Genomic DNA, 21,005 nt, shown 5'->3' with positions numbered 1-21,005 from the left:
ACGCCAATCTTGCTTCTACAGACATCCCGACTCCCACATAACTCACTTACATTCACCAATTTTGAGAGTAGATTCTTACTGCCCGCAAATGACCCGATAAAAAATAAAAATTCATATGCGTGTTTTTTTGTTACAATAAAGGAAAGTTACTTTTCGCAACGGTTTAACTCTCAAGAAAAATGATATATCTAGCAAAAACATAGTTTGGTCTATATAATGCAACTTCTACCTATTAAAAGAACATGAACCCTTTTACATACAACATCATTTTTCTAAATTATACAGGGGGGAACGAACATGACCATTGAAAATCAATTTATTCAAAAAGTTTACTATAAAACATTTTTAACAGAAGAAACTTCTACTCCTGCATCGGAAGTACTCGGTGAAGCATATATAAATGAATCTAAAAATGAATTCTCCAACATTTCTAATATTCGATTTGCTCAAGGTGAATTTTATTATCAAAATAAAGATTTTGAAGCAGCTATATTTAAATGGGAAAAAGTAAATAATGCTCTTGCACTTTGGGCAACAAAAAATATTGCAGATGCTTATTTTGAACTAGGATTTTTACCAAAGGCAGAAGAAATTTATCAATCCATTCAAACAGAAGATACAACTCTTACGATGGAGGTTTCCTTACAACTTCTTTCTCTTTATATCGAACAAGATCGTTTAGGACTTGCTTTTAAGACGATTAGTGAAGCTGTTGCATTCCAACCGGATTACCCAAATATTACTGCAATTGCACGTTCTTTCTATGAAAAACAAGAAGATTGGAACAACGCTATCGAACTAGCTGTTCAAGAAGGTATTCGAACACAATCTTTACACTGGTTTGATACGTTAATAAATTACATAAATAAAGGATTTACAAAAAATATTAAGCCTGAATATTTCTATGAGTCTTTAAAAGCTCTATATGCTGTTGATCAAGCTCAATTTAAAGAACTTGTTATTGCTCTTTGGAATAGCTATCAACATGAATCCTTATACCTTCCTTGGATTCAAAGTATTAATCATTTATTCTTGCATATTGAAACAGACAATAATGACGATTGGAATGAAATTTCTACTCGCTATCAAGAAACATACTTTGCATTAATTACCGGAAATCATTTTATGCATGAATTAAACGGACTTGTACCAAATTTATTAACAAATTGGTTCAGTTTAACGAAAGCAAAAGATTCTCTAGTTGTCTCTGCAGCAGTGTTAGCATGGAATGAAGTCTCACCTACAACTTTAGAATCATTACTCGTAAAAAGTGCTGGATCCTTACTTTCTAATACATCTGCTGAAGCAGATGTAAATATGGAAACAGTTTCTCATTTATTCGAAACAATCGCTGTGTGGGCTGAGAAAAATGATGTAGATTTAAGTCATCAATTTACGCTACTCGTCCATGAACTATGCGATTTAAATGTCACGCCACTACTAATAGCTGGAACTAGTGACCATGATAAAACATCATTTGTTAATTCAATATTAGGAGAGAACATCTTAAATGAAACTTTAACAACTCCTATTCTATTTAAAGACGCTAGTCAAACTGAAATAACAGAATTTACCGCGTTAGATATACGAAGTATCCCTAACCTTAATGAATTCCATCAAATAACGGCTACATCTGCTCAGTCGGAACTTGAGAAAAGATGTATAGAAATTAAGCTACCAAGTAGGTTTTTAAGAAAAAATAAGTTTACATTTCTTATTACACCATCCATTCAAGGACAATTGGATAAAAACAATGCATACTTTGAATACTTACAAGCAGCAGATAGTCTTGTTTACGTATTAAATTCTTCTTCACCATTGCATAGTGAAGAAATTGATACGTTAATTTATTTACGTGAACAAGTATCAAACTTACAAATTCACTTCGTATTACACACAAATAATACGACTACTAATGAAAAACTAATTAGTAAACTTAAAGTGCATTTTCCAGATGCACAATTCTTCCCATACTCTCCTTCGCAAGAGAGTAGCCAGCAACTTGGAGATGTAACAGAATCTATTCTCTCTAATCTTGCAAAACGCGATATAGAAAAAGAACGTATAGAAAAGCTAATATGGTTTACGCAAAAGACGATTGCTTATCTCATAAACGAACGTGTGGAATTAGAAAATACATTAGTAAAATCCGTACGCTGGAATAAACACATCTCAGTGAAACTTACTGGATTTATTAATAACCTTACTGCTCTTGAAAAAGATAAAATTCGCTCTATTACCGAATCCTATCTTTTAACGAAAGAAGAAATTACACGAGATATACATTCTCAAATTCCTGAATTATTACAGAGCTGCTCTGATCTTGTTCAAGAAGATAGTGATTTCAAACTAGTTCATGAAGAATTAAATGCTGCAATGAATGAACGAGTTCAAAAGCATGTACAACAGGTACTTCTTCCTAAATTTACTGGGTCTATTCAAGAATGGATTGAAACAGCACATAATGAATTTATTCAAGCTCAAGCTTATTTAGATGAAATGAGTGAAACATTTAATAAATTATATAAAGAAGAACGTATGAAACTTCCTTGCGATTTCAAATTATTAGATGATTGGAATCGAGATGTTGTACGAATGACAAATCGAATTACAGTAACAAACATCAATATTTTATTACGCTTTACACCGACACAGTTTTTCTTAAAAAGTGCCGGAAAATTATTTGGTAATATGCAAAAAAACCAATCTATGCTCGCCAACAAATATAAACAATATATTGAAACAGAAGACTATACAGAAATTGCTCACACAATTTCAAAACAATTCTTCCTACAATTTGAAGTATTTGAAGGGGCATTAGAACGCGATATCATGATGTTCTTTAAAGATCCACTTAGCATATTGAAACAAAATGTGGATGCAGCTCAACTTGAGATACAGGAAGATGAACAAACATTAGCAACGCTAAGAAGCAATCCAGAAACATATCATGATCCTTTAGCGTTATTTAAACTACAATTGCTACAACATAAATTCGTTTTAAGTACTACAAAGAAACATGAAGATATCTTTGTATCTAACGAATCTCCTACTGTTTAACAGAAAAACCAAGCAAACTAAAATTTGCTTGGTTTTTTTACTTTATTATTTTCATATGTTCAAACGGATAATAAATGCCTGCTAACTTTCCTAACACATCTTCTCTATCAATAAAACCTAAACCATTTCTACTATCTTTACTTATTAAGCGATTATCTCCCATAACAAAAATCTTATTTTTAGGAATTGTAATCGGTCCAAAGTCCTCTGTTAAATTCATAAGTTTTTTTTCTGCTTGTTTTTTATTACTATCCAAATACTCTTCATCTTTCACTTCAGAATTTACATATAATTGATTATTTCTCATCTCAATAATATCTCCTGGCAATCCAATCACTCTTTTGACATAAAAATTATCTGTTTTCACAACAATAATGTCTTCTCTCCCATAGCTTTCAAATTGTTTTGCTAACTTATTAACAATCACCTTATCTCCATCTTGCAACGTCGGCCTCATGGATGCTCCTTTTACAGTCGTAGGGAAAAACACAAAAATTTTCGCCAAAAACACCAATAAACATGCAATTGCAATCGTTCCAAAAAATTCACGCCAACATTTTTTCCTTTGCATCATTTCACCATCTCATCATCTTTTTACTTTTATTATAAATAATACGACTGATATTTTTCTACAAAATTCTGAATTATTAAATTATAATATTAGAAATTTCAAAATAACAATACTAATCAAATTAAACAAGCAAAAAAGATACTCTCAAAATAGTCTATCCACTATTTTTGAGAGTATCTTTTTATAATCCCACATATACAATACACATTTGAGCAGCTACATATGTAAACCAAATCCAAAGTGGCTCATACTTCAATTTGCGCCCTCCGATATCTGTCACGCCAATAATAAAATCAGAAATCACAAACAGTAAACCACCAAACGCTGGTATCCACCATATTCCTGTATTTTCATAATATAAGGCGAATGCAAAGCACGCCATTCCCCCAACCCACAATCCATAAATTAGAGCTCCTATCGTAAACAATTTATCCTGTTTATCATTTCGGATAAAGAAGAACCATCCTACAATTAGAAAGAGCCCATATACAAGTAAGCCAATCCAAAAACCATTCCATGAAATTCCTGTTTGCAAAAATGCTTTTACATAAAAACAATGAGCAAGGGCGAAAGTAACCATCCCACCAATTAATCGATGACCAATTGGAATCAACCCAGCCATAAACAAATCTCCCACAGTCGATAAAGTCATACCAAGTGCAACCCACGTACTATACTCTACAGATGGATCTTGTAACCATATCCAAATTGCACTACCTGTTAAAGAAAAACTAAGAATAAGACGGATTGCTAAAGGTAACGGCATATTAACTTTCGTTCTTTTTGTCTGCCCTATTGCATAAATTGCACCAATAAAAAAAAGAAGTATTTGCCCAATTAACACCACGTAAAGTAGATTCATAATATGTTCTCCTCAATAAATGCTTTTTGTATCTTTTTTCGTTACACTTAGTCTATTATCCTTTTTCTAAAAAAGAAGAACAGCACTGTTCTTCCATTGTAATCGCTTTTCTGCTCTCTATGCCACTTGTTTTTCTTGCTCTATTTTTTGCTTAGCTGGCGTCCGATTTACCACAATAATTCCCGCGGCTACACATGCTAAACCAAGTAGCACAAATGAATGAATTGCTTCACCTAAAATCATGCTCGATAATAACACACCAAATACGGGTATAAAGAACATATACATAGATACTTTTCCAACCTTGTTGTATTTCATAATTGTATTCCAAATGCAAAAACCAGCTGCAGATAAGAAAGATAAATAAATCAGCATAAGTAGTGCGTGTAGACTAAATGTAAATGGCATTACTCCAACTTGTAAAGCCCCTATACATAATAATCCTATAGAACCAAAAATCATTTGGTATGCTGTCATATAGCCAACATCTAATGTTTTACTACCTTCTTTTGCTAATATGTTTCCATATGAATACAGCATTGCTGCACTAAGAAGTAATAAGCTTCCGATTCCAAAATGAAATGATAAGCTACCATCACTCGGCACATTTACTAAAATGACGCCACAAAAACCAATCGATACCCCAATTAATTTTCTCATATTGAGAGCATCATCTTTATATACAAAATGGGCGAGTAAAATTTGAAAGAATGATGATGTCCCTGAAATGATAGCTCCTTCAATCCCCGAACTATAACTCATTCCAATATAAAAACAGATATATTGAAGAAACGTTTGGAATAAACCAATTTGTATTAACTGTTTCCCCGTTCCTTTTTTGAAGCTCATATTTTTCCCTAACACTTTAAAAAAGAATAAAAGCATTACCCCAGATAACAAGAAACGATAACCAGCAAATAATATTTGCTCTCCAACTTCTTGTGGTTGAATTCCAAGTTCAACATAACTTAATTTAATAAAAGGAAATGCGCTTCCCCATAAAAAAGTTGCTACTATTGCAGCAATAAATACGCCAATCGGATGGGTAAAAAATTTCTCTGTCTTCACTTGTTGTCTTCCTTTCCGATCTTTTATGAACAATATTCATATATACCAGAGGAATTGCGAAAACACAAGTTTTCCGTTTATACTTGAAACAAAACCGTACCATCTCATAAAAACATATGATATACTATAGAATAATTACAATATAATAACGATTAAAAACAGATTCAACAGAAATGCTGCTATCCATTATGGATGGCAGCTTTCGTCGTTTTATAGGGGTTTCGATTTTGATTATTTTTCTCAATAAGAATTCGGAAGGAGCGAGTAGTAATGAACTCAGAAGTAAAAACGTTACAGGCAAAAGAAGCAATTTCCCATCCCTCTTTATGGGACACATTAAAAAAACATTATGAACTTGTATTTGCAGTAGCATCTGGTATTTTTATTTTAGTTGGCTGGTTATTCACAAAGAACGATGCAATGAATGTAGGTATTACTTGCTATATCCTTGCTTATATAGTTGGTGGATATGCAAAAGCGAAAGAAGGCATTGAAGATACGATTGAAGAAAAAGAGCTAAATGTTGAAATGCTAATGCTCTTTGCAGCTATTGGTGCTGCAATTATTGGCTACTGGGCAGAAGGGGCTATCTTAATCTTTATCTTTGCGCTCAGCGGTGCTATGGAATCTTATACGTTAAGTAAAAGCCAAAAAGAAATTTCCGCTCTTCTTGACTTACAACCTGAAGAAGCATTACGTATTTCCAACGGAACTGAAGAACGTGTTCCTGTTGGAGAGTTACAAATTAACGACATTATTTTAATTAAACCTGGTGAACGTGTTCCTGCTGACGGTACGATTCATAACGGTGAAACAAATATCGATGAGGCAGCAATCACAGGAGAACCTATTCCAAATGAGAAAAGACATGGCGATGAAGTATTTGCCGGTACTGTAAATTTACGTGGTGCTATCGAAGTTAAAATTACGAAGCCGAGCGATCAAACATTATTCCAAAAAATTATCCGTCTCGTCCAAAGTGCACAAAGTGAAAAATCACCATCACAACTATTCATCGAAAAGTTTGAAGGAACATACGTAAAAGGTGTACTACTCGTTGTTGCGCTTATGATGTTCGTTCCTCATTTCTTACTTGACTGGAGCTGGAATGAAACGTTTTATCGCGCTATGATCTTACTTGTAGTCGCATCTCCTTGTGCGCTCGTAGCTGCCATTACACCAGCTACGTTATCAGCCATTTCTAACGGAGCGAGAAACGGTATTCTCTTTAAAGGCGGTATACATTTAGAACGCCTTGCTTCTGTGAAAGCAATCGCGTTTGATAAAACAGGAACATTAACAGAAGGTAAACCTACCGTAACAGATGTATATGTTCGAGAAAATATAACAGAAAAAGAAGTACTTTCTATTACAGCATCAATTGAAAGTCACTCTACACATCCTTTAGCTGAATCCATTGTTAAATATGCACAACATGCGTACGACATTACATTAAAAAAACCAGAAAAGGTTGAAGATGTAACTGGTTTTGGTCTAAAAGGAAGATTGGAAAACATCGCTTATAAAATAGGTAAAGCTGACTTTATCGGTGAAGAAACAAAGACATTTCATAATGGTATTTCTGCCTCACTTGAAAAAGAAGGTAAAACTGTCGTTTATATTAGTGATGAGGGAGGCATTCTTGGACTTATCGCTTTAAAAGATACGCTTCGCCAAGAAACAATAGCTGCTATTCGTGATTTACAAAGCATTGGTGTCGAAGCAATTATGATTACTGGAGATAATGAAGAAACGGCAAAAGCAATTGCCTCTGAAAGTAATATAAAGGAATATTACGCATCATGCTTACCAGAAACAAAAGTTGAAACGATTAAAAAGTTAAAAGAAAAATACGGTACAGTAGCAATGGTCGGAGACGGTATAAATGATGCCCCTGCACTAGCTACTGCTAGCATTGGTGTCGCAATGGGAGAAGGAACAGATGTAGCTTTAGAAACTGCAGATGTTGTACTGATGAAGAACGAACTATCTCGCCTTTCCCAAGCAATTCGTTTATCAAAACGAATGAACCGTATTGTGAAGCAAAACGTAATCTTTTCGCTAGCCGTTATTGCCATGCTAACTTGTTCAAACTTCTTGCAATTTTTAGCTCTTCCATTCGGTGTTATTGGCCATGAAGGAAGTACGATTCTTGTCATTTTGAATGGCTTACGATTACTAAAAGGAAGCAAATAAAACGGGTCCCTCATAGAGGACCCGTTTTTTTTTAATGATAGCTATTATGACCGTTCGCACTGCTACTCGTTTTATGCTTTGGATGCGAACTGCTCTTTTGTTTATTATTACTTTTATTATTATGGTTCTTTTTATTATTACTCATGAAATATCCCCCCTGTTCCTTTTTATTATGGAACAAGAGCTCATTATTCATTACGGGAATTATTGTCACCGGTTCTATAATGGTGGAGTAAACCATTAATTTCACCGCCAAGTAAAATTACCCATCCAGTTAAATAAAACCATAACATTAAAATAATGATACCACCGAGACCACCATATGTATTGGCGTAATTCGCAAACTTATCTACATAATAAGCAAATGAGTAAGACACCACAATCCATCCTACAGTAGCAAATAACGCCCCTGAAATAACTTCTCTTCTTTTTAACTTTCGATCTGGTGCAAATGTATATAAGAAACTAAACAAAGCAAATAGTACGAAGAAACTCGCTACTAATCGTGTAATGCTCCATACGAAAGAAAAACTATCTGATAAACCGAGTGCTTTAAACACTGCTGCTCCAATAACTTGTCCGAATACCGGAACAATTAACGCAAAGACAATCATAAAAATAATAGCTAATGTAAACACAATTGATAACGCTCTTGTTGTAATAAAAGAACGTGTTTCCTTCACGTCATAAGCTCGGTTAAAAGCATTCATAACCGCATTAACACCATTTGAGGCAAACCATAACATGGATAATAAACCAAATGATAATAAACCACCATTTTGCTGGTTTACAACTTTATCTACATTTACCTCAATTAAGTTCATTGCATCATCTGGTACATAAACCTCTAATAAACTAAGCACATCCTCTGTTTGAATGGGAATAAATCCAAGAAGCGTAATTAAGAAAACGAGCCCAGGAAAAATTGCAAGCAAGAAGAAATAAGCGAGCTGTGCTGCCAAGCCCGCTACATCATCGCGCATCGTCCGGTCATATAAATCTTTACCAAACGAATAAGTACGATTTCTTCTCACCTTTTCTAAAATTTTTCTCATATATGTTTAAACGCTTTTCTTCTCTTCTTTATCTTGCTTTAACTCAATGTACGCTTCAGTTTTTTTTTCCACTGCATTTGAGTCTTTTATAAATAATTCACGCGCTTCTTTCATACCACCATCTTCAGCAACTACTGGCTCTTCTTCTGCTTTCAGCTCATCTACCTTTGGAGATACAGCTTGAATTTCAATCGTTTCTGGCTTTTCTTCTGGCTCAACTTTTTTCTTACTAAAAATTTCTTTCGTTTCTTTTAACGTCTCTACAACAGATGGCGTTAATTTTTTAATTTCTGCTACTTTCGCTTTTACCACATTGAAATCAGCAAGTTCGCGTCCTTTATCTGTAACAGTTTGCACTTTTTCTTTGATCTTTGCATTTTCACCAATTTCAATCATCTTTGTTTTTGCTTTTTCTGCTGTATTTTTTACTTTTTCACGGTTTTCTTTCTTTAACATGGATACAGCTACACCTGCCGCTACACCAATCGCAATGTTTCGAGCAATATTATTTTTCTTTGCCATATTCCTTCACCCTTTCATTTCTTATGTTAGAAAGTATTTCTTTCTAAGCTTCCTCATATTCCTTGTTCATTTCGAATGAAAGCTAATAGCTTTGCACACCCTTCTGTTACAAGGTCATATACTTCTTGGAAATTCCCTGTATAGTAAGGGTCAGGAACGTCTGTCCAGCCACCGTCTGGAACAAAGTCGGACAGTCTACCAATATAGCCTCCAGTTTTACCTAAACTTTTTAAATCTGCTATATTCTTGTTGTCCATGGCAATAATATAATCAAACTTTGTTAAGTCTTCTTTTTCTACTTGCCTTGCTTTAATTCCTTCAAAAGTGACTGCATTTTCTTTTAAAATTTTTTGTGTTCCTTTATGTGGCGGATGGCCAACATGCCAATCTCCAGTTCCTGCAGAATCAATGACAATTTTCTCTTCGAGTCCCTCTTTTACGACAAGATCTCGAAAAATCGCTTCTGCCATTGGAGAACGGCAAATGTTCCCAAGACAAACAAACAATACTTGAACCATGTTTTTGTTTCTTCCCTTCTTGGTGCATTTCTTCATATATACTTATAGTATAAACAACCAATTATTAAATATAAAGGAAATCCCTACTAATTTAATAGGATTGAAAAGATTCATTAACGAAAATGATAAAAAATGTTAAGATAGCCTTATGTTATTTTAAAGGGGGACACTTCGGTGGATTTATCCGTAAAGTCAGAAGAAAACGTTGAATATATGGTCGAAGCTATTAAAGAAAAATTACGTATGGTTAATGCTGGAGCGATGAGAGCTGCTAGTTTTAACGAAGAAATGTACGAAGATTTACGTGACATTTATGATCATGTTATGAAACGTGAAACTTTCAGCATTAGTGAAATGCAAGCTATTACAGAAGAATTAGGTACATTAATTAAAAAGTAAAAAAGCCTCTCTTATATGAGGCTCTTTTTTATTTCCAACAAATTCATGACAACTCTTCTCTTTCCCTCAACCAACTGTAAAATATTGTACAATAGAAGTAGAACCTCATCTTAGATTTTTTCTCCATACATACTACTCACAAATAATAGCAACACTACCATTGCTAACTGTTTTTACTGGAGGTGCTTACTTATGAGCAATTGGTACAGTAAGACGAAAGATCAAACATTAATTGACCTAGAAACAAACGAACAACACGGTTTAACAGATGAGATTGTAAGTGACCGTTTAAAGCAATACGGTTCTAATGAATTAGCTACAAAACAAAAACGCACTTTATGGCAGCGTATTTTCGCCCAAATTAATGACGTCCTCGTATATGTCCTTATTATTGCTGCCCTTATTTCTGCCTTTGTAGGTGAATGGGCGGATGCCAGTATTATCGCGCTTGTTGTAGTTTTAAATGCTGTTATCGGTGTTGTCCAAGAATCGAAAGCAGAACAAGCTTTAGAGGCATTGAAAAAGATGGCAACACCTAAAGCTATCGTCAAGAGAAATGGTGAACTAAAAGAAATTCCATCTGAGCACGTCGTTCCAGGGGATATCGTTATGCTCGACGCCGGACGATATATCCCATGCGATTTACGCCTTATTGAAACCGCAAATTTAAAAGTTGAAGAATCTGCTCTAACTGGTGAATCTGTCCCTGTTGATAAAGATGCAATCTACCACCCTTCCATGCAAAGTGATGAGCAAGTACCACTCGGCGATCAAGAAAACATGGCATTTATGTCCACTCTTGTAACATACGGAAGAGGCGTCGGTGTTGCTGTTGAAACTGGAATGAACTCACAAATTGGTAAGATTGCTACCCTTTTACATGAAGCAGACGATGATATGACACCACTTCAAAAAAGCTTAGCACAAGTCGGAAAATATTTAGGCTTTGTCGCTGTAGCTATTTGTATCGTTATGTTCCTCATCGGTTTTTTACAAGGCCGGGATACGTTAGAAATGTTTATGACTGCTATTAGTTTAGCCGTTGCAGCTATTCCAGAAGGCTTGCCAGCTATTGTTTCCATCGTTCTTGCAATTGGTGTGCAACGTATGATTAAACAAAACGTTATCATTCGGAAACTACCAGCTGTTGAAGCCCTCGGTTCTGTCACAATTATTTGTTCAGATAAAACAGGTACGTTAACGCAAAATAAAATGACCGTTACTCACTTTTATAGTGATAACACATACGATCGCTTAGAACATTTGAATGTAAATAATGATACGCAACGTCTATTGTTAGAGAATATGGTGCTATGTAATGATGCGTCTTACAATAACGAATCACAAACCGGGGACCCGACTGAAATTGCTCTTCTGGTGGCCGGAAACACTTTTAACATGCAAAAAGATCATTTAGAAAAAATACATGAACGTGTTAACGAGCTACCTTTCGACTCAGATCGTAAAATGATGTCAACCGTGCATACATACGATGAAAACTGCTATAGCATGACGAAAGGTGCTATCGATAAGCTCTTACCTCGATGTAACCATATTTTTAAAAACGGGAAAATCGAGATTTTAACTGATTCTGATAAAAATCAAATATTAGAATCTGCCGGAGCAATGTCTCAAGAAGCTTTAAGAGTACTTTCATTCGCATTTAAAAAATACAATTCAAACGATGTGGATATAAATCATCTTGAAGAAAATCTTATCTTTATCGGTCTTGTCGGTATGATTGATCCACCGCGAACTGAAGTGAAAGATTCAATTACAGAATGTAAAAAAGCCGGTATTCGCACAGTTATGATTACCGGTGACCATAAAGATACCGCCTTTGCAATTGCCAAAGAACTTGGCATTGCTGAAGAAATATCTGAAATTATGATTGGAACTGAATTAAATAACATTTCAGATACAGAACTAGCTAGCAAAATTAATCATTTAAATGTATTCGCTAGAGTCTCTCCAGAGCATAAAGTGAAAATTGTAAAGGCATTACGCGCAAAAGGAAATATCGTTTCTATGACTGGTGATGGTGTCAATGATGCACCGTCTTTAAAGCAAGCTGATGTTGGCGTAGCGATGGGCATTACAGGAACAGATGTCGCAAAAGGAGCAGCTGATGTCGTGTTAACAGATGATAATTTCTCATCTATCGTGAAAGCTGTTGAGGAAGGTAGAAATATTTATCGTAACATAAAAAAATCAATTCTCTTCCTACTCTCTTGTAACTTTGGAGAAATTATCGCTTTATTTTTAGCGATTTTACTTGGCTGGGCAACACCCCTACGACCTATTCATATTTTGTGGGTAAATTTAATTACAGATACACTGCCTGCATTATCACTTGGGATTGATCCTGAAGATCCAGATGTGATGAAGGAAAAACCACGACATGCGAAAGAAAGCCTATTTAGTGGTAGCGTTCCTTTTCTTATTTTCAATGGGGCTGTCATTGGGATTTTAACGTTAATAGCCTTTATCGCCGGAGCAAAATTCTATACTGGAGATACAAATTTATTCCCTCTTTTCCCAGAGCGAATTGATGAGGATGCTCTATTACATGCCCAAACGATGGCATTTGTCGTTCTTAGTTTTTCTCAGCTTGTTCATTCATTTAACTTGCGTTCAAGAACGAAATCGATTTTTTCAATTGGGATCTTTACAAATAAATATTTAGTCTTCTCCCTTCTTATCGGTGTTCTTATGCAAGTTTGTATCATCTCCATCCCGCCCCTTGCAAATATATTCGGTGTACATGCATTAACGATGCGAGATTGGGGATTTGTTCTCTTAATAAGTATCATTCCACTTGTTGTGAATGAAATTATTAAATTAGTGAAGAGAAACTAAAAGGCAATGAGGACTATTCCTCATTGCCTTTTCATTTATCCTTGTAATTCTTTTTTGATATTCTCTGTTAATGTAGCCATACGCTTGCGACTTTCTTCACGCTCACGTTTATTTTGTTCTTCAATTTGTTGTGTTTCTTGCATACCTCTTGAAATAATGTTCCAAGTTTCCTCAAGTGTTTCCATTTTAATACTAGAAGAACCTGATAATCTCGCTACTTCTACACTTTGCGTTGCGATATTTTGTGCATTTTTCTTAAGTAATTCATTTGTACGGCGATCAAGTTCAGCCATAGAATCTGCAACAAGCTTTTGACGTTTCGCATTTACTGCTTGAATGATACCATTTTTAAAGATAGGAATCGTCGTAATAAATGCTGTATTGATTTTACCAATTAATTTATTATTACCACGTTGAATCATGCGAATTTGTGGTGCTGTAAGTAGCGCAACCATACGAGCTTTTTCTAAATCATCAATACGTTGCTCTAAAATTTCAACCGAGTTTTTAAGCGACTCTAATTCAATACCTGCTAATTGATCATTATTACGCACGCGCTCTTCATACATCGGAACTAATTCTGTATTTAAACGCTCTAATAACATTTCTCCTGCTACTACATACTTCTCTAAGTCTAAATAATATTTTAAGTTTTGCTCATACAAGCCATCTAACGTACCAATTGATTTTTTCATCTCATCTTGGTACTTCGTAATTTCCACATAAACTTTATCAATTTCGCGGCCCATCGTTTGATATTTACTAAAGATTTGTTCTATCATTTTATCCGCTTTTTTGAACATGCGCGAGAAGAAACCACTTTTTTCTTCCGCAAAGTCTTTACTATCAAATCTGTCCATAATTTTACCAAGTTGCTTTAACAATTCACCAGAATCTTCTATCTTTGATAGAGACATTGTATGTAAAATTTGATCAGCGAAACGTGAAATTTCCATAGAAGGTTCTTTTCCAAGTTCAATTAATTCCAGTTGATCTTTAATATCTACTGCGTTATAAATACGTTGCACATCTGCATCTTGTCTAAGTTGCAAGCGAACATCTTGTGCGGTTTGCTCATTCAATTCAGTTTTCGAATCTAGTACGACTGGGTTATTCATATGGTATTCTCCCTTTCCTTATAAAAATGGACGAAATAGTCCTTTTATTGTTTGTGATAAATTTTTATAGGCTGATGAACCATGAAACTCAAGATCGAAATTAACTTCTTCAAGCCAATGGGAATCGAATGCTCCTGCTTCAACATACGGTTCAATATCGTTTCTGCCCGTGGGATTGAAATGGAATACATCTACTCCAATTTGATTCAAAAATAGTAATAAAACAGCGTCAGAACGAGTTAATTCTCCACTCTTCTCATTATTAAATATAACAATTTTCGGTACATCTTGTGAATAATCAAATTTCTCAAGCTGTTCTAAAATATTAGGTGGTATTTGAGAAAGTTGTGCGAAAACATACAGTGCTACATCTTGTTTCGTTTCTTTCGCAATTGGTTTGCATATTTCACTTTCGCACGTATGGATAATCGCCTCTGCAATCCCATGTTGTAAACCTTCCGGTAAACGCTTATGCGGCCACCAATGGCTATTCATAATTAGATCAGGATGTAATTTCCCAGCTCGGTCCAATGCATCTCGATAATGATATTGGAAATTTGCTTTTTGCTCTTTCGTAAATGGGAATGTATTAATTAATAAACTGTTATCAAATGATGTAACAACCTTTAATCGTTGAAAATATTCTTTATCATTCTTTGAAACGCCTGATATTTTCGCAAATAAAGAAGGAATATAAATATGTTTATTTTCAACAAAGAATGTTGGACGTACAAATGCCTTTTCTTTCGTAATTAAAAAGAGTTCATCATATGTCGTTTTTAACGTACGTGCTACAGGTGTATACGAACGAAATTGCCACGGTTTATATAATAGTGAATTATCGTGGTGAAGTACTTGTTCAATTTCTTTCGAAGCTTGATACGCTACTGTTGCAACACGCTCACGTCGACGATCAGGGAATGGTTCAAGCGAAATGCGACCCGGATGAGATACAACAAAAGTTCTTCCCTCTTCATCAATATTTTCAAATCCATCTTTTCCTTCGGGGTGATAATAAAGCACATCACAACCGAGCATAATAAGAAAATATAAGAAATATATACGGCTTTCCTGTGCATCACCATACCAAACGATACGCGGCATTTGTTTCTTATAATTAATCGTAGAGAACCACTTCGCTACGTAATTTTCGCTTAGTTTAATTATGTCGATTAAGAAACGACGGAAACCTTCTGTCTTTAACGACTGATTATGTTGTTTCTCATATAATTTCAATACTGAAATGAACGTCGCATGTATGTAATGCTGTAAATCAGGATTGTCTACTTTCGGTAAAAGTTGTTTCCCAGATAAATGTGCAACTAGCCTATTTACTGTCAGACCATTTGGTGCTTCTTGATGTAATCCGAACACTTCTTGAATATGACGAAGCTTTTCCGAATCAATCACTTTGTTTAAATTTTGTTCGTGTAAAACTTCGATTCCTTTCGCTTCACTATAATCAAACAGTTCATTAAAATATTCATCTACATCATTAGGAACGCCAAGGATTCGACATGCTATATAACTAAATTTCATTTCATTCTCTGTCAGCTCATATTGTGGGCGTTTTTCTAAAAGTGTTTCAAATTGCTTTAAATCTGATTCATCTTTTAATGCATATGGTTGAAGTGTAAAACGTGAAAACACAACAGTTCACCTCCAAAAACATTTACGTTTTTTCTAAATCTTTCTTCTATTATAAACTATTTTTGGTTATAAAAAATGGGCGCTCGTAAAACGAGCAAACCCATTTCAATTATTTATTGTCTTCTTTAGTAGCTGCAACTTCTTCTTTAGCTTGTCCAGAATTCTTCATGTAGTGAATTATAAATGTTGCTCCAAATGCTACAACTAAAATAATGAAGAACAGTGTATGACTAATATGAATATCAATTAGAGACAATAGCATTTTCGATGCGATAATTAAGATTAAAATATATGCTGTCGTTTCAAGCTCTGGAATACGCTCTAACAATTTTAAGAATACACCAGCGATACCACGCATCATTAAAATACCGAGCATTCCGCCTAATAATAAAATCCAAACTTCATTAGATACACCAAATGCAGCAAGTACGCTATCTACAGAGAACGCGATATCCATTAATTCAACCATCGCAACTGTTCCCCAGAAGACACCGAACATTCTAAAGAAAATACTGTTTTGATTCATACCGTGAGCTTCGTCTTCTTCACTTGCACCTTTACGCTTATCAATAAAGTATTTTACTGATAACCAAGCAAGGTAAAGTGCACCAAGAAGTTTTACCCACCATAATTTAATTAAGAACATTCCAATTCCAATCGCAATAAAGCGGAACACATAAGCTCCAATAAGTCCATAGAATAATGCTTTTTTACGTTTTTCTTCCGGAAGGTGTTTTACCATTACTGCTAACACAAGTGCGTTATCGGCAGATAACAAACCTTCAAGTACAACAAGTGTACCTATTAATCCCCAAGATACTGGATCTTGCAACACTTTAATCCACATGTCCAAGTCGAAAAACTGAGCATACGTATCAAGGATTCCTTGCAAAATACTCATCTTACCTTTATCCCCTATTCTTTGCTAGATTTATAGAAAGGTCAAAAAAAGGAAACGAATATCGTTTCCTTTCTATGCATCCAAGCCATACGCTCTTACAAGCGCACCTAAACCACCTTGGAATCCACTTCCTACTGCATTAAACTTCCACTGTCCATTATGACGGTATAATTCACAAAAGACAACTGCTGTTTCGATGGAGAAATCTTCCCCTAAATCAAAACGAAGAACTTCTTCATTCGTCTCTTCATTTGCTAAACGAACAAACGCATTTCCTACTTGTCCAAAGTTTTGACTACGGCCTTCTGCATCATAAATCGTAACTGTAATAGCAATTCTGTGCACATCTGCTGGAACTTTCTTTAAGTCCACAACAAGTTGCTCATCGTCACCTTCACCTTCACCTGTACGGTTATCTCCTGTATGTAAAACAGATCCACAAGGAGACTGTAAATTATTATAGAAGATAAAATCAGTTTCCTTCGTACATTTTCCGTTTGCATCTAATAAAAAGGCAGATGCATCTAAATCGAAATCTGATCCACCGTCATAAGATTTAATATCCCATCCAAGACCAATTACTGCTTTTGTTAAACCAGGGCTTGTCTTACCCAAATCAATTTTCTGTCCTTTTTGTAATTGAATAACCATCTATATTCACCTCTATATTTTTATCTTTAAAAATATATCCATCGGTAAACATACATTTCACCGATGGATATATAAATTAAATCTATTACTCTACGTCTAAACCAAAGTTATTACATAGAGACGCTAATCCACCTTGGAATCCACTTCCGATTGCATTGAATTTCCAGTCACCTGCATGACGGTATAATTCACCTACTACTACGGCTGTTTCAATAGAGAAATCTTCTCCTAAATCGTAACGAATTAATTCTGCATTCTTTTCTTCATCTAAAATACGTACGAAAGAGTTAGAAACTTGTCCGAAGTTTTGGCTACGACCTTCTCCATCGTAGATTGTAATTGTGAAACAAATACGTTCGATATGTGCAGGTACATTTTTCAAATCTACTTTGATCGATTCGTCATCGCCTTCACCTTCGCCAGTTCGGTTATCTCCTAAATGCTCGACAGCACCATTCGCACCTTTTGGGTTATTATAGAAGACGAAATCCTCTGCACCTGAAACTTTACCGTTAGCGCCTACTAAGAAAATACTAACATCTAAATCGAAATCGTTTTGTCCGTCATAACGATTCGTATCCCAACCTAGTCCTACAAGAACTTTTGAAAGACCCGGATTCGTTTTTGTTAAGTCTACCTTTTGTCCTTTTTTCAATGAAATTGATGCCATATTCAATTCCTCCTCGGTTTATTTTATTGATAACGTGATACAATCTCACTTAAGTTTTTATCTTGTGTGCCTTCTCCAACAGCTGAAAACTTCCATTCACTTCCGTGACGATACATTTCACCTGCAATTAGAGTCGTTTTGCCAGCATAATTATCCGATAAATTATAGCGTGCTAATTCTTCACCAGTTTGCGGGTTTTGAATACGAATATATGCATTACGAATCATCCCGAAATCTTGACGACGATTTACACAGTCATAAATATTTACAACGAATACTAAACGATTAATACGGCTCGGAACTTTATGTAATTCTACGAAAATTGTTTCGTCATCACCAGCGCCTTCACCTGTTAAATTATCTCCTGAATGAATAATACTACCACAAGTAGAAAGTTTATTTCCGAAGTAAACTAAATCATTTTTGTTTAAAAAACGATCTCCTTCTAACATAACAACAGATGCATCACAATCTACATTTGGTTTACTTCCAAATAATGAAGACAGAAATCCACCTGATTGCCCAATTGGATCCCAGCCTAAGCCAACCTGTAGTTTTGCTACTTTTGGTTGTCCTTTCGTTAAATCGATCTTTTGACCTTTTTCTAAAATAATAGGCATGAAGTTTCTCCCTTTCTACAAAGCATTTTCCAAATCGGAAAATATTGTATTCTTCTCTTATATTGTAGCATTATTTACCTAGCGATAAAAAGGATAAATTCTCAGTTATATGAAAACATTCATATAATTTACTTATGATGATGTAAGAAGTGGTAAATAGCACCAATCATTCCTGCACAATTACCGTTTTGTGCAAGTTCAATCTCACAATTATTATAAATCTCTTGATTTAAGTATTTACTGACCTCTTCTTTTACTTCTTTTAAAAACTCATTTCCTCTATCGGTAATTCCTCCACCAATAATAATCTTTTCTGGATTGAAAATATAAGCAAGATTACTAATTCCGATTGCCAAATGTTTAAAGAAGATCCTAACTGCTTGAGCAACTTCCCGATCTCCTTTATCATACAACTCGAAAATTAATCTCCCATTCCACTCACCTTTGCCTTTATATTTTCTGACAAGACGAATTAATCCTGAAATCGAGGCAACCTCTTCAAACGGTTTTCCTTCTATTAACATATTCCCCCATTCACCAGCACTAAATGAATGCCCTCGGTACAATTCTCCGTCTATAAAAATCGCTCCCCCAATCCCTGTTCCAAGGGTGAGCATAATAAAGTTCTCTTTCTCTCTTCCACTACCATTCCATTTTTCTCCAAACGCTGCACAATTCACATCATTGTCAATCGATACTGGAACTTTTAATATCTCTTGCAATCTATCAATAATAGGAATAGTACGATATCCCGGAATATGCTCCGCACCTCCCGTCACAATTCCTTTACTAATATCAACAATCCCCGTGGTGCTAATACCAATTCCTGCAATAGTATGTTCATTCATTATTTTTTTTGATACATATATAAGTTTTTGAATAGTTTGTTCTCCGCCTAAATGAATTTCTGTTGCAACTGTTTTACGCTTTAATACTCTCCCTATTTCTGAAACAATGCCATACTTAATTTGCGTACCGCCAATATCAAACGCTATATACTCTTTCATCTACTGCCACTTCCTCTACCGTTCTGAATGTAAATTCTCCGCCTCTACTATTTGTAGGAAATCTACATTAACTCTTTTCTGCTTTGAGAAATACACCACCTTTTTCTATATATAGTTTTTTTTGCATAAAACTCTTTTTCCTAAGAAATATTACAAAGGGATGTATTTTAGATGGAATATTAATTTCTTAGGAGGAAAACCATGACGAAAATCTTCATTTTAGCATCAACACTCTCTTTATCTTTTTTTAGCGGTTTAAATATTGGTAATGCTGCAACTGAAAACTTCCGCCCATTAACAAACGCTATTGTACAAAATAGTGATCATTTTGCAGAAGGAAACTCAAAGGATAATAATAAACCTCCAGGAAATAACGGTTCTCAGAACGATAGTGGTTCTGGTGACAACGGTTCTGGCGGCAATGGTTCTGGTGGCAGTGGCTCTGGCGACAACGGCTCTGGTGGCAGTGGCTCTGGCGACAATGGTTCCGGCGGTAACGGCTCTGGCGGCAATGGTTCCGGCGGTAACGGTTCTGGTGGCAGTGGCTCTGGTGGCAATGGTTCCGGCGGTAACGGCTCTGGTGGCAGTAGCTCTGGTGACAACGGTTCTGGTGGCAACAGCTCTGGTGGCAGTGGCTCTGGCGACAACGGTTCCGGCGGTAACGGCTCTGGTGGTAACGGTTCTGGCGGCAATGGTTCCGGCGGTAACGGTTCTGGTGGCAGTAGCTCTGGTGACAACGGTTCTGGCGGCAACGGTTCTGGTGGCAGTAGCTCTGGTGACAACGGTTCTGGCGGCAACGGCTCTGGTGGCAACGGCTCTGGTGGCAATGGCTCTGGTGGCAATGGCTCTGGTGGCAATGGCTCTGGTGGCAATGGCTCTGGTGGCAATGGCTCTGGTGGCAATGGCTCTGGTGGCAATGGCTCTGGTGGCAATGGCTCTGGTGGCAATGGCTCTGGTGGCAATGGCTCTGGTGGCAATGGCTCTGGTGGCAATGGCTCTGGTGGCAATGGCTCTAAAGGCGGTAATCGTGTTAAAGGCGATAGCAGTTCTCAAGGTGGTAATGGCTCTCAGGGCGGTAACCGTGTTAAAGGCGATAGCAGTGGAAACGGCTCTCAAGGTGGCAATGTAAAAGATAATGCGAAAAAACAAGGCGATAAGTTACCGAATACGGCAACACATTATCCTGCATCTATTTTAATGGGGCTTTCAACATTCCTAATTGGTATGTTACTATTTATTCGCCGTAAAAACGCAAAATAAAACACATCCTTCCATCTA

The 21,005-nt window shown here is 35.7% G+C and carries 18 protein-coding genes; 5 read left to right on the top strand and 13 right to left on the bottom strand.

Annotated features, from left to right (window positions below):
• The first annotated feature begins 297 nt into the window (after window positions 1–297).
• A complete protein-coding gene (locus NZ044_RS02585) occupies window positions 298–3,060 on the top strand; it encodes a tetratricopeptide repeat protein (protein WP_000151407.1) in 2,763 nt (920 codons plus the stop codon).
• A gap of 37 nt (window positions 3,061–3,097) precedes the next feature.
• On the opposite strand, the gene lepB is transcribed toward NZ044_RS02585, so the two are convergent.
• The 3 genes from lepB to NZ044_RS02570 all read right to left on the bottom strand — a co-directional run bounded on the left by lepB (window position 3,098) and on the right by NZ044_RS02570 (window position 5,561).
• Window positions 3,098–3,634 (bottom strand): signal peptidase I, encoded by a 537-nt coding sequence (gene lepB / locus NZ044_RS02580; RefSeq protein ID WP_098506753.1) that lies wholly within the window; start codon window positions 3,632–3,634, stop codon window positions 3,098–3,100.
• Between the two features lie 178 nt (window positions 3,635–3,812).
• A complete protein-coding gene (locus NZ044_RS02575; protein ID WP_001051075.1) occupies window positions 3,813–4,493 on the bottom strand; it encodes a lysoplasmalogenase in 681 nt (226 codons plus the stop codon).
• A gap of 117 nt (window positions 4,494–4,610) precedes the next feature.
• Window positions 4,611–5,561 carry a DMT family transporter gene (locus NZ044_RS02570; RefSeq protein ID WP_000845710.1) on the bottom strand — a complete coding sequence of 317 codons (951 nt, stop codon included), beginning with the start codon at window positions 5,559–5,561 and terminating at the stop codon, window positions 4,611–4,613.
• 270 nt (window positions 5,562–5,831) lie between these two features.
• On the opposite strand from NZ044_RS02570, the gene NZ044_RS02565 reads away from it, so the two are divergent.
• Entirely contained in the window at window positions 5,832–7,757 is a 1,926-nt protein-coding gene (locus tag NZ044_RS02565) for a heavy metal translocating P-type ATPase (RefSeq protein ID WP_098506754.1), read from the top strand.
• A gap of 188 nt (window positions 7,758–7,945) precedes the next feature.
• On the opposite strand, the gene NZ044_RS02560 is transcribed toward NZ044_RS02565, so the two are convergent.
• Genes NZ044_RS02560 through NZ044_RS02550 form a run of 3 tightly spaced genes read right to left on the bottom strand, consistent with a single transcriptional unit; the run spans window position 7,946 to window position 9,852 of the window.
• The gene (locus NZ044_RS02560; RefSeq protein WP_001226536.1) at window positions 7,946–8,812 is read right to left on the bottom strand and encodes a YihY/virulence factor BrkB family protein; all 867 of its coding nucleotides are present in this window, start codon (window positions 8,810–8,812) and stop codon (window positions 7,946–7,948) included.
• Between the two features lie 6 nt (window positions 8,813–8,818).
• The gene (locus NZ044_RS02555) at window positions 8,819–9,334 is read right to left on the bottom strand and encodes a DUF4075 domain-containing protein (protein ID WP_001085387.1); all 516 of its coding nucleotides are present in this window, start codon (window positions 9,332–9,334) and stop codon (window positions 8,819–8,821) included.
• Window positions 9,335–9,387: 53 nt separating this feature from the next.
• Window positions 9,388–9,852, bottom strand: a complete 465-nt coding sequence (locus NZ044_RS02550) for a low molecular weight protein-tyrosine-phosphatase (protein ID WP_000250910.1) — start codon at window positions 9,850–9,852, stop codon at window positions 9,388–9,390.
• A 174-nt stretch (window positions 9,853–10,026) separates the two neighbouring features.
• On the opposite strand from NZ044_RS02550, the gene NZ044_RS02545 reads away from it, so the two are divergent.
• Entirely contained in the window at window positions 10,027–10,251 is a 225-nt protein-coding gene (locus NZ044_RS02545; protein WP_000366196.1) for a DUF1128 domain-containing protein, read from the top strand.
• Window positions 10,252–10,443: 192 nt separating this feature from the next.
• Window positions 10,444–13,110 (top strand): cation-translocating P-type ATPase, encoded by a 2,667-nt coding sequence (locus tag NZ044_RS02540; RefSeq protein WP_340949536.1) that lies wholly within the window; start codon window positions 10,444–10,446, stop codon window positions 13,108–13,110.
• A gap of 35 nt (window positions 13,111–13,145) precedes the next feature.
• On the opposite strand, the gene NZ044_RS02535 is transcribed toward NZ044_RS02540, so the two are convergent.
• From NZ044_RS02535 to NZ044_RS02505, 7 genes are all read right to left on the bottom strand, one after another.
• A complete protein-coding gene (locus NZ044_RS02535) occupies window positions 13,146–14,228 on the bottom strand; it encodes a toxic anion resistance protein (protein WP_001064413.1) in 1,083 nt (360 codons plus the stop codon).
• A gap of 18 nt (window positions 14,229–14,246) precedes the next feature.
• Entirely contained in the window at window positions 14,247–15,878 is a 1,632-nt protein-coding gene (locus NZ044_RS02530; protein ID WP_000492853.1) for a YceG family protein, read from the bottom strand.
• 109 nt (window positions 15,879–15,987) lie between these two features.
• Window positions 15,988–16,779, bottom strand: coding sequence for a TerC family protein (locus tag NZ044_RS02525; protein WP_000025702.1), 792 nt, complete (start codon window positions 16,777–16,779; stop codon window positions 15,988–15,990).
• A 72-nt stretch (window positions 16,780–16,851) separates the two neighbouring features.
• Window positions 16,852–17,430 (bottom strand): TerD family protein, encoded by a 579-nt coding sequence (locus NZ044_RS02520; RefSeq protein WP_000236653.1) that lies wholly within the window; start codon window positions 17,428–17,430, stop codon window positions 16,852–16,854.
• Window positions 17,431–17,515: 85 nt separating this feature from the next.
• Window positions 17,516–18,100: a TerD family protein gene (locus tag NZ044_RS02515; RefSeq protein WP_000146729.1), complete on the bottom strand. Its 585-nt coding sequence runs from the start codon at window positions 18,098–18,100 to the stop codon at window positions 17,516–17,518.
• Between the two features lie 23 nt (window positions 18,101–18,123).
• Window positions 18,124–18,720, bottom strand: a complete 597-nt coding sequence (locus NZ044_RS02510) for a TerD family protein (RefSeq protein WP_001121586.1) — start codon at window positions 18,718–18,720, stop codon at window positions 18,124–18,126.
• A gap of 128 nt (window positions 18,721–18,848) precedes the next feature.
• Complete coding sequence (locus NZ044_RS02505) at window positions 18,849–19,727, bottom strand: ROK family protein (RefSeq protein WP_098506756.1); 879 nt, start codon at window positions 19,725–19,727, stop codon at window positions 18,849–18,851.
• Window positions 19,728–19,928: 201 nt separating this feature from the next.
• Between NZ044_RS02505 and NZ044_RS02500 the strand changes: the two genes are divergently transcribed.
• Entirely contained in the window at window positions 19,929–20,987 is a 1,059-nt protein-coding gene (locus NZ044_RS02500; RefSeq protein ID WP_340949534.1) for an LPXTG cell wall anchor domain-containing protein, read from the top strand.
• The last annotated feature ends 18 nt before the right edge of the window (window positions 20,988–21,005 follow it).

The organism is Bacillus sp. FSL K6-1338 (genome assembly GCF_038006965.1).
In the GTDB taxonomy this organism is placed as follows: Bacteria; Bacillota; Bacilli; order Bacillales; family Bacillaceae_G; genus Bacillus_A; species Bacillus_A thuringiensis_S.
This window is presented reverse-complemented; position numbering and strand designations above follow the sequence as displayed.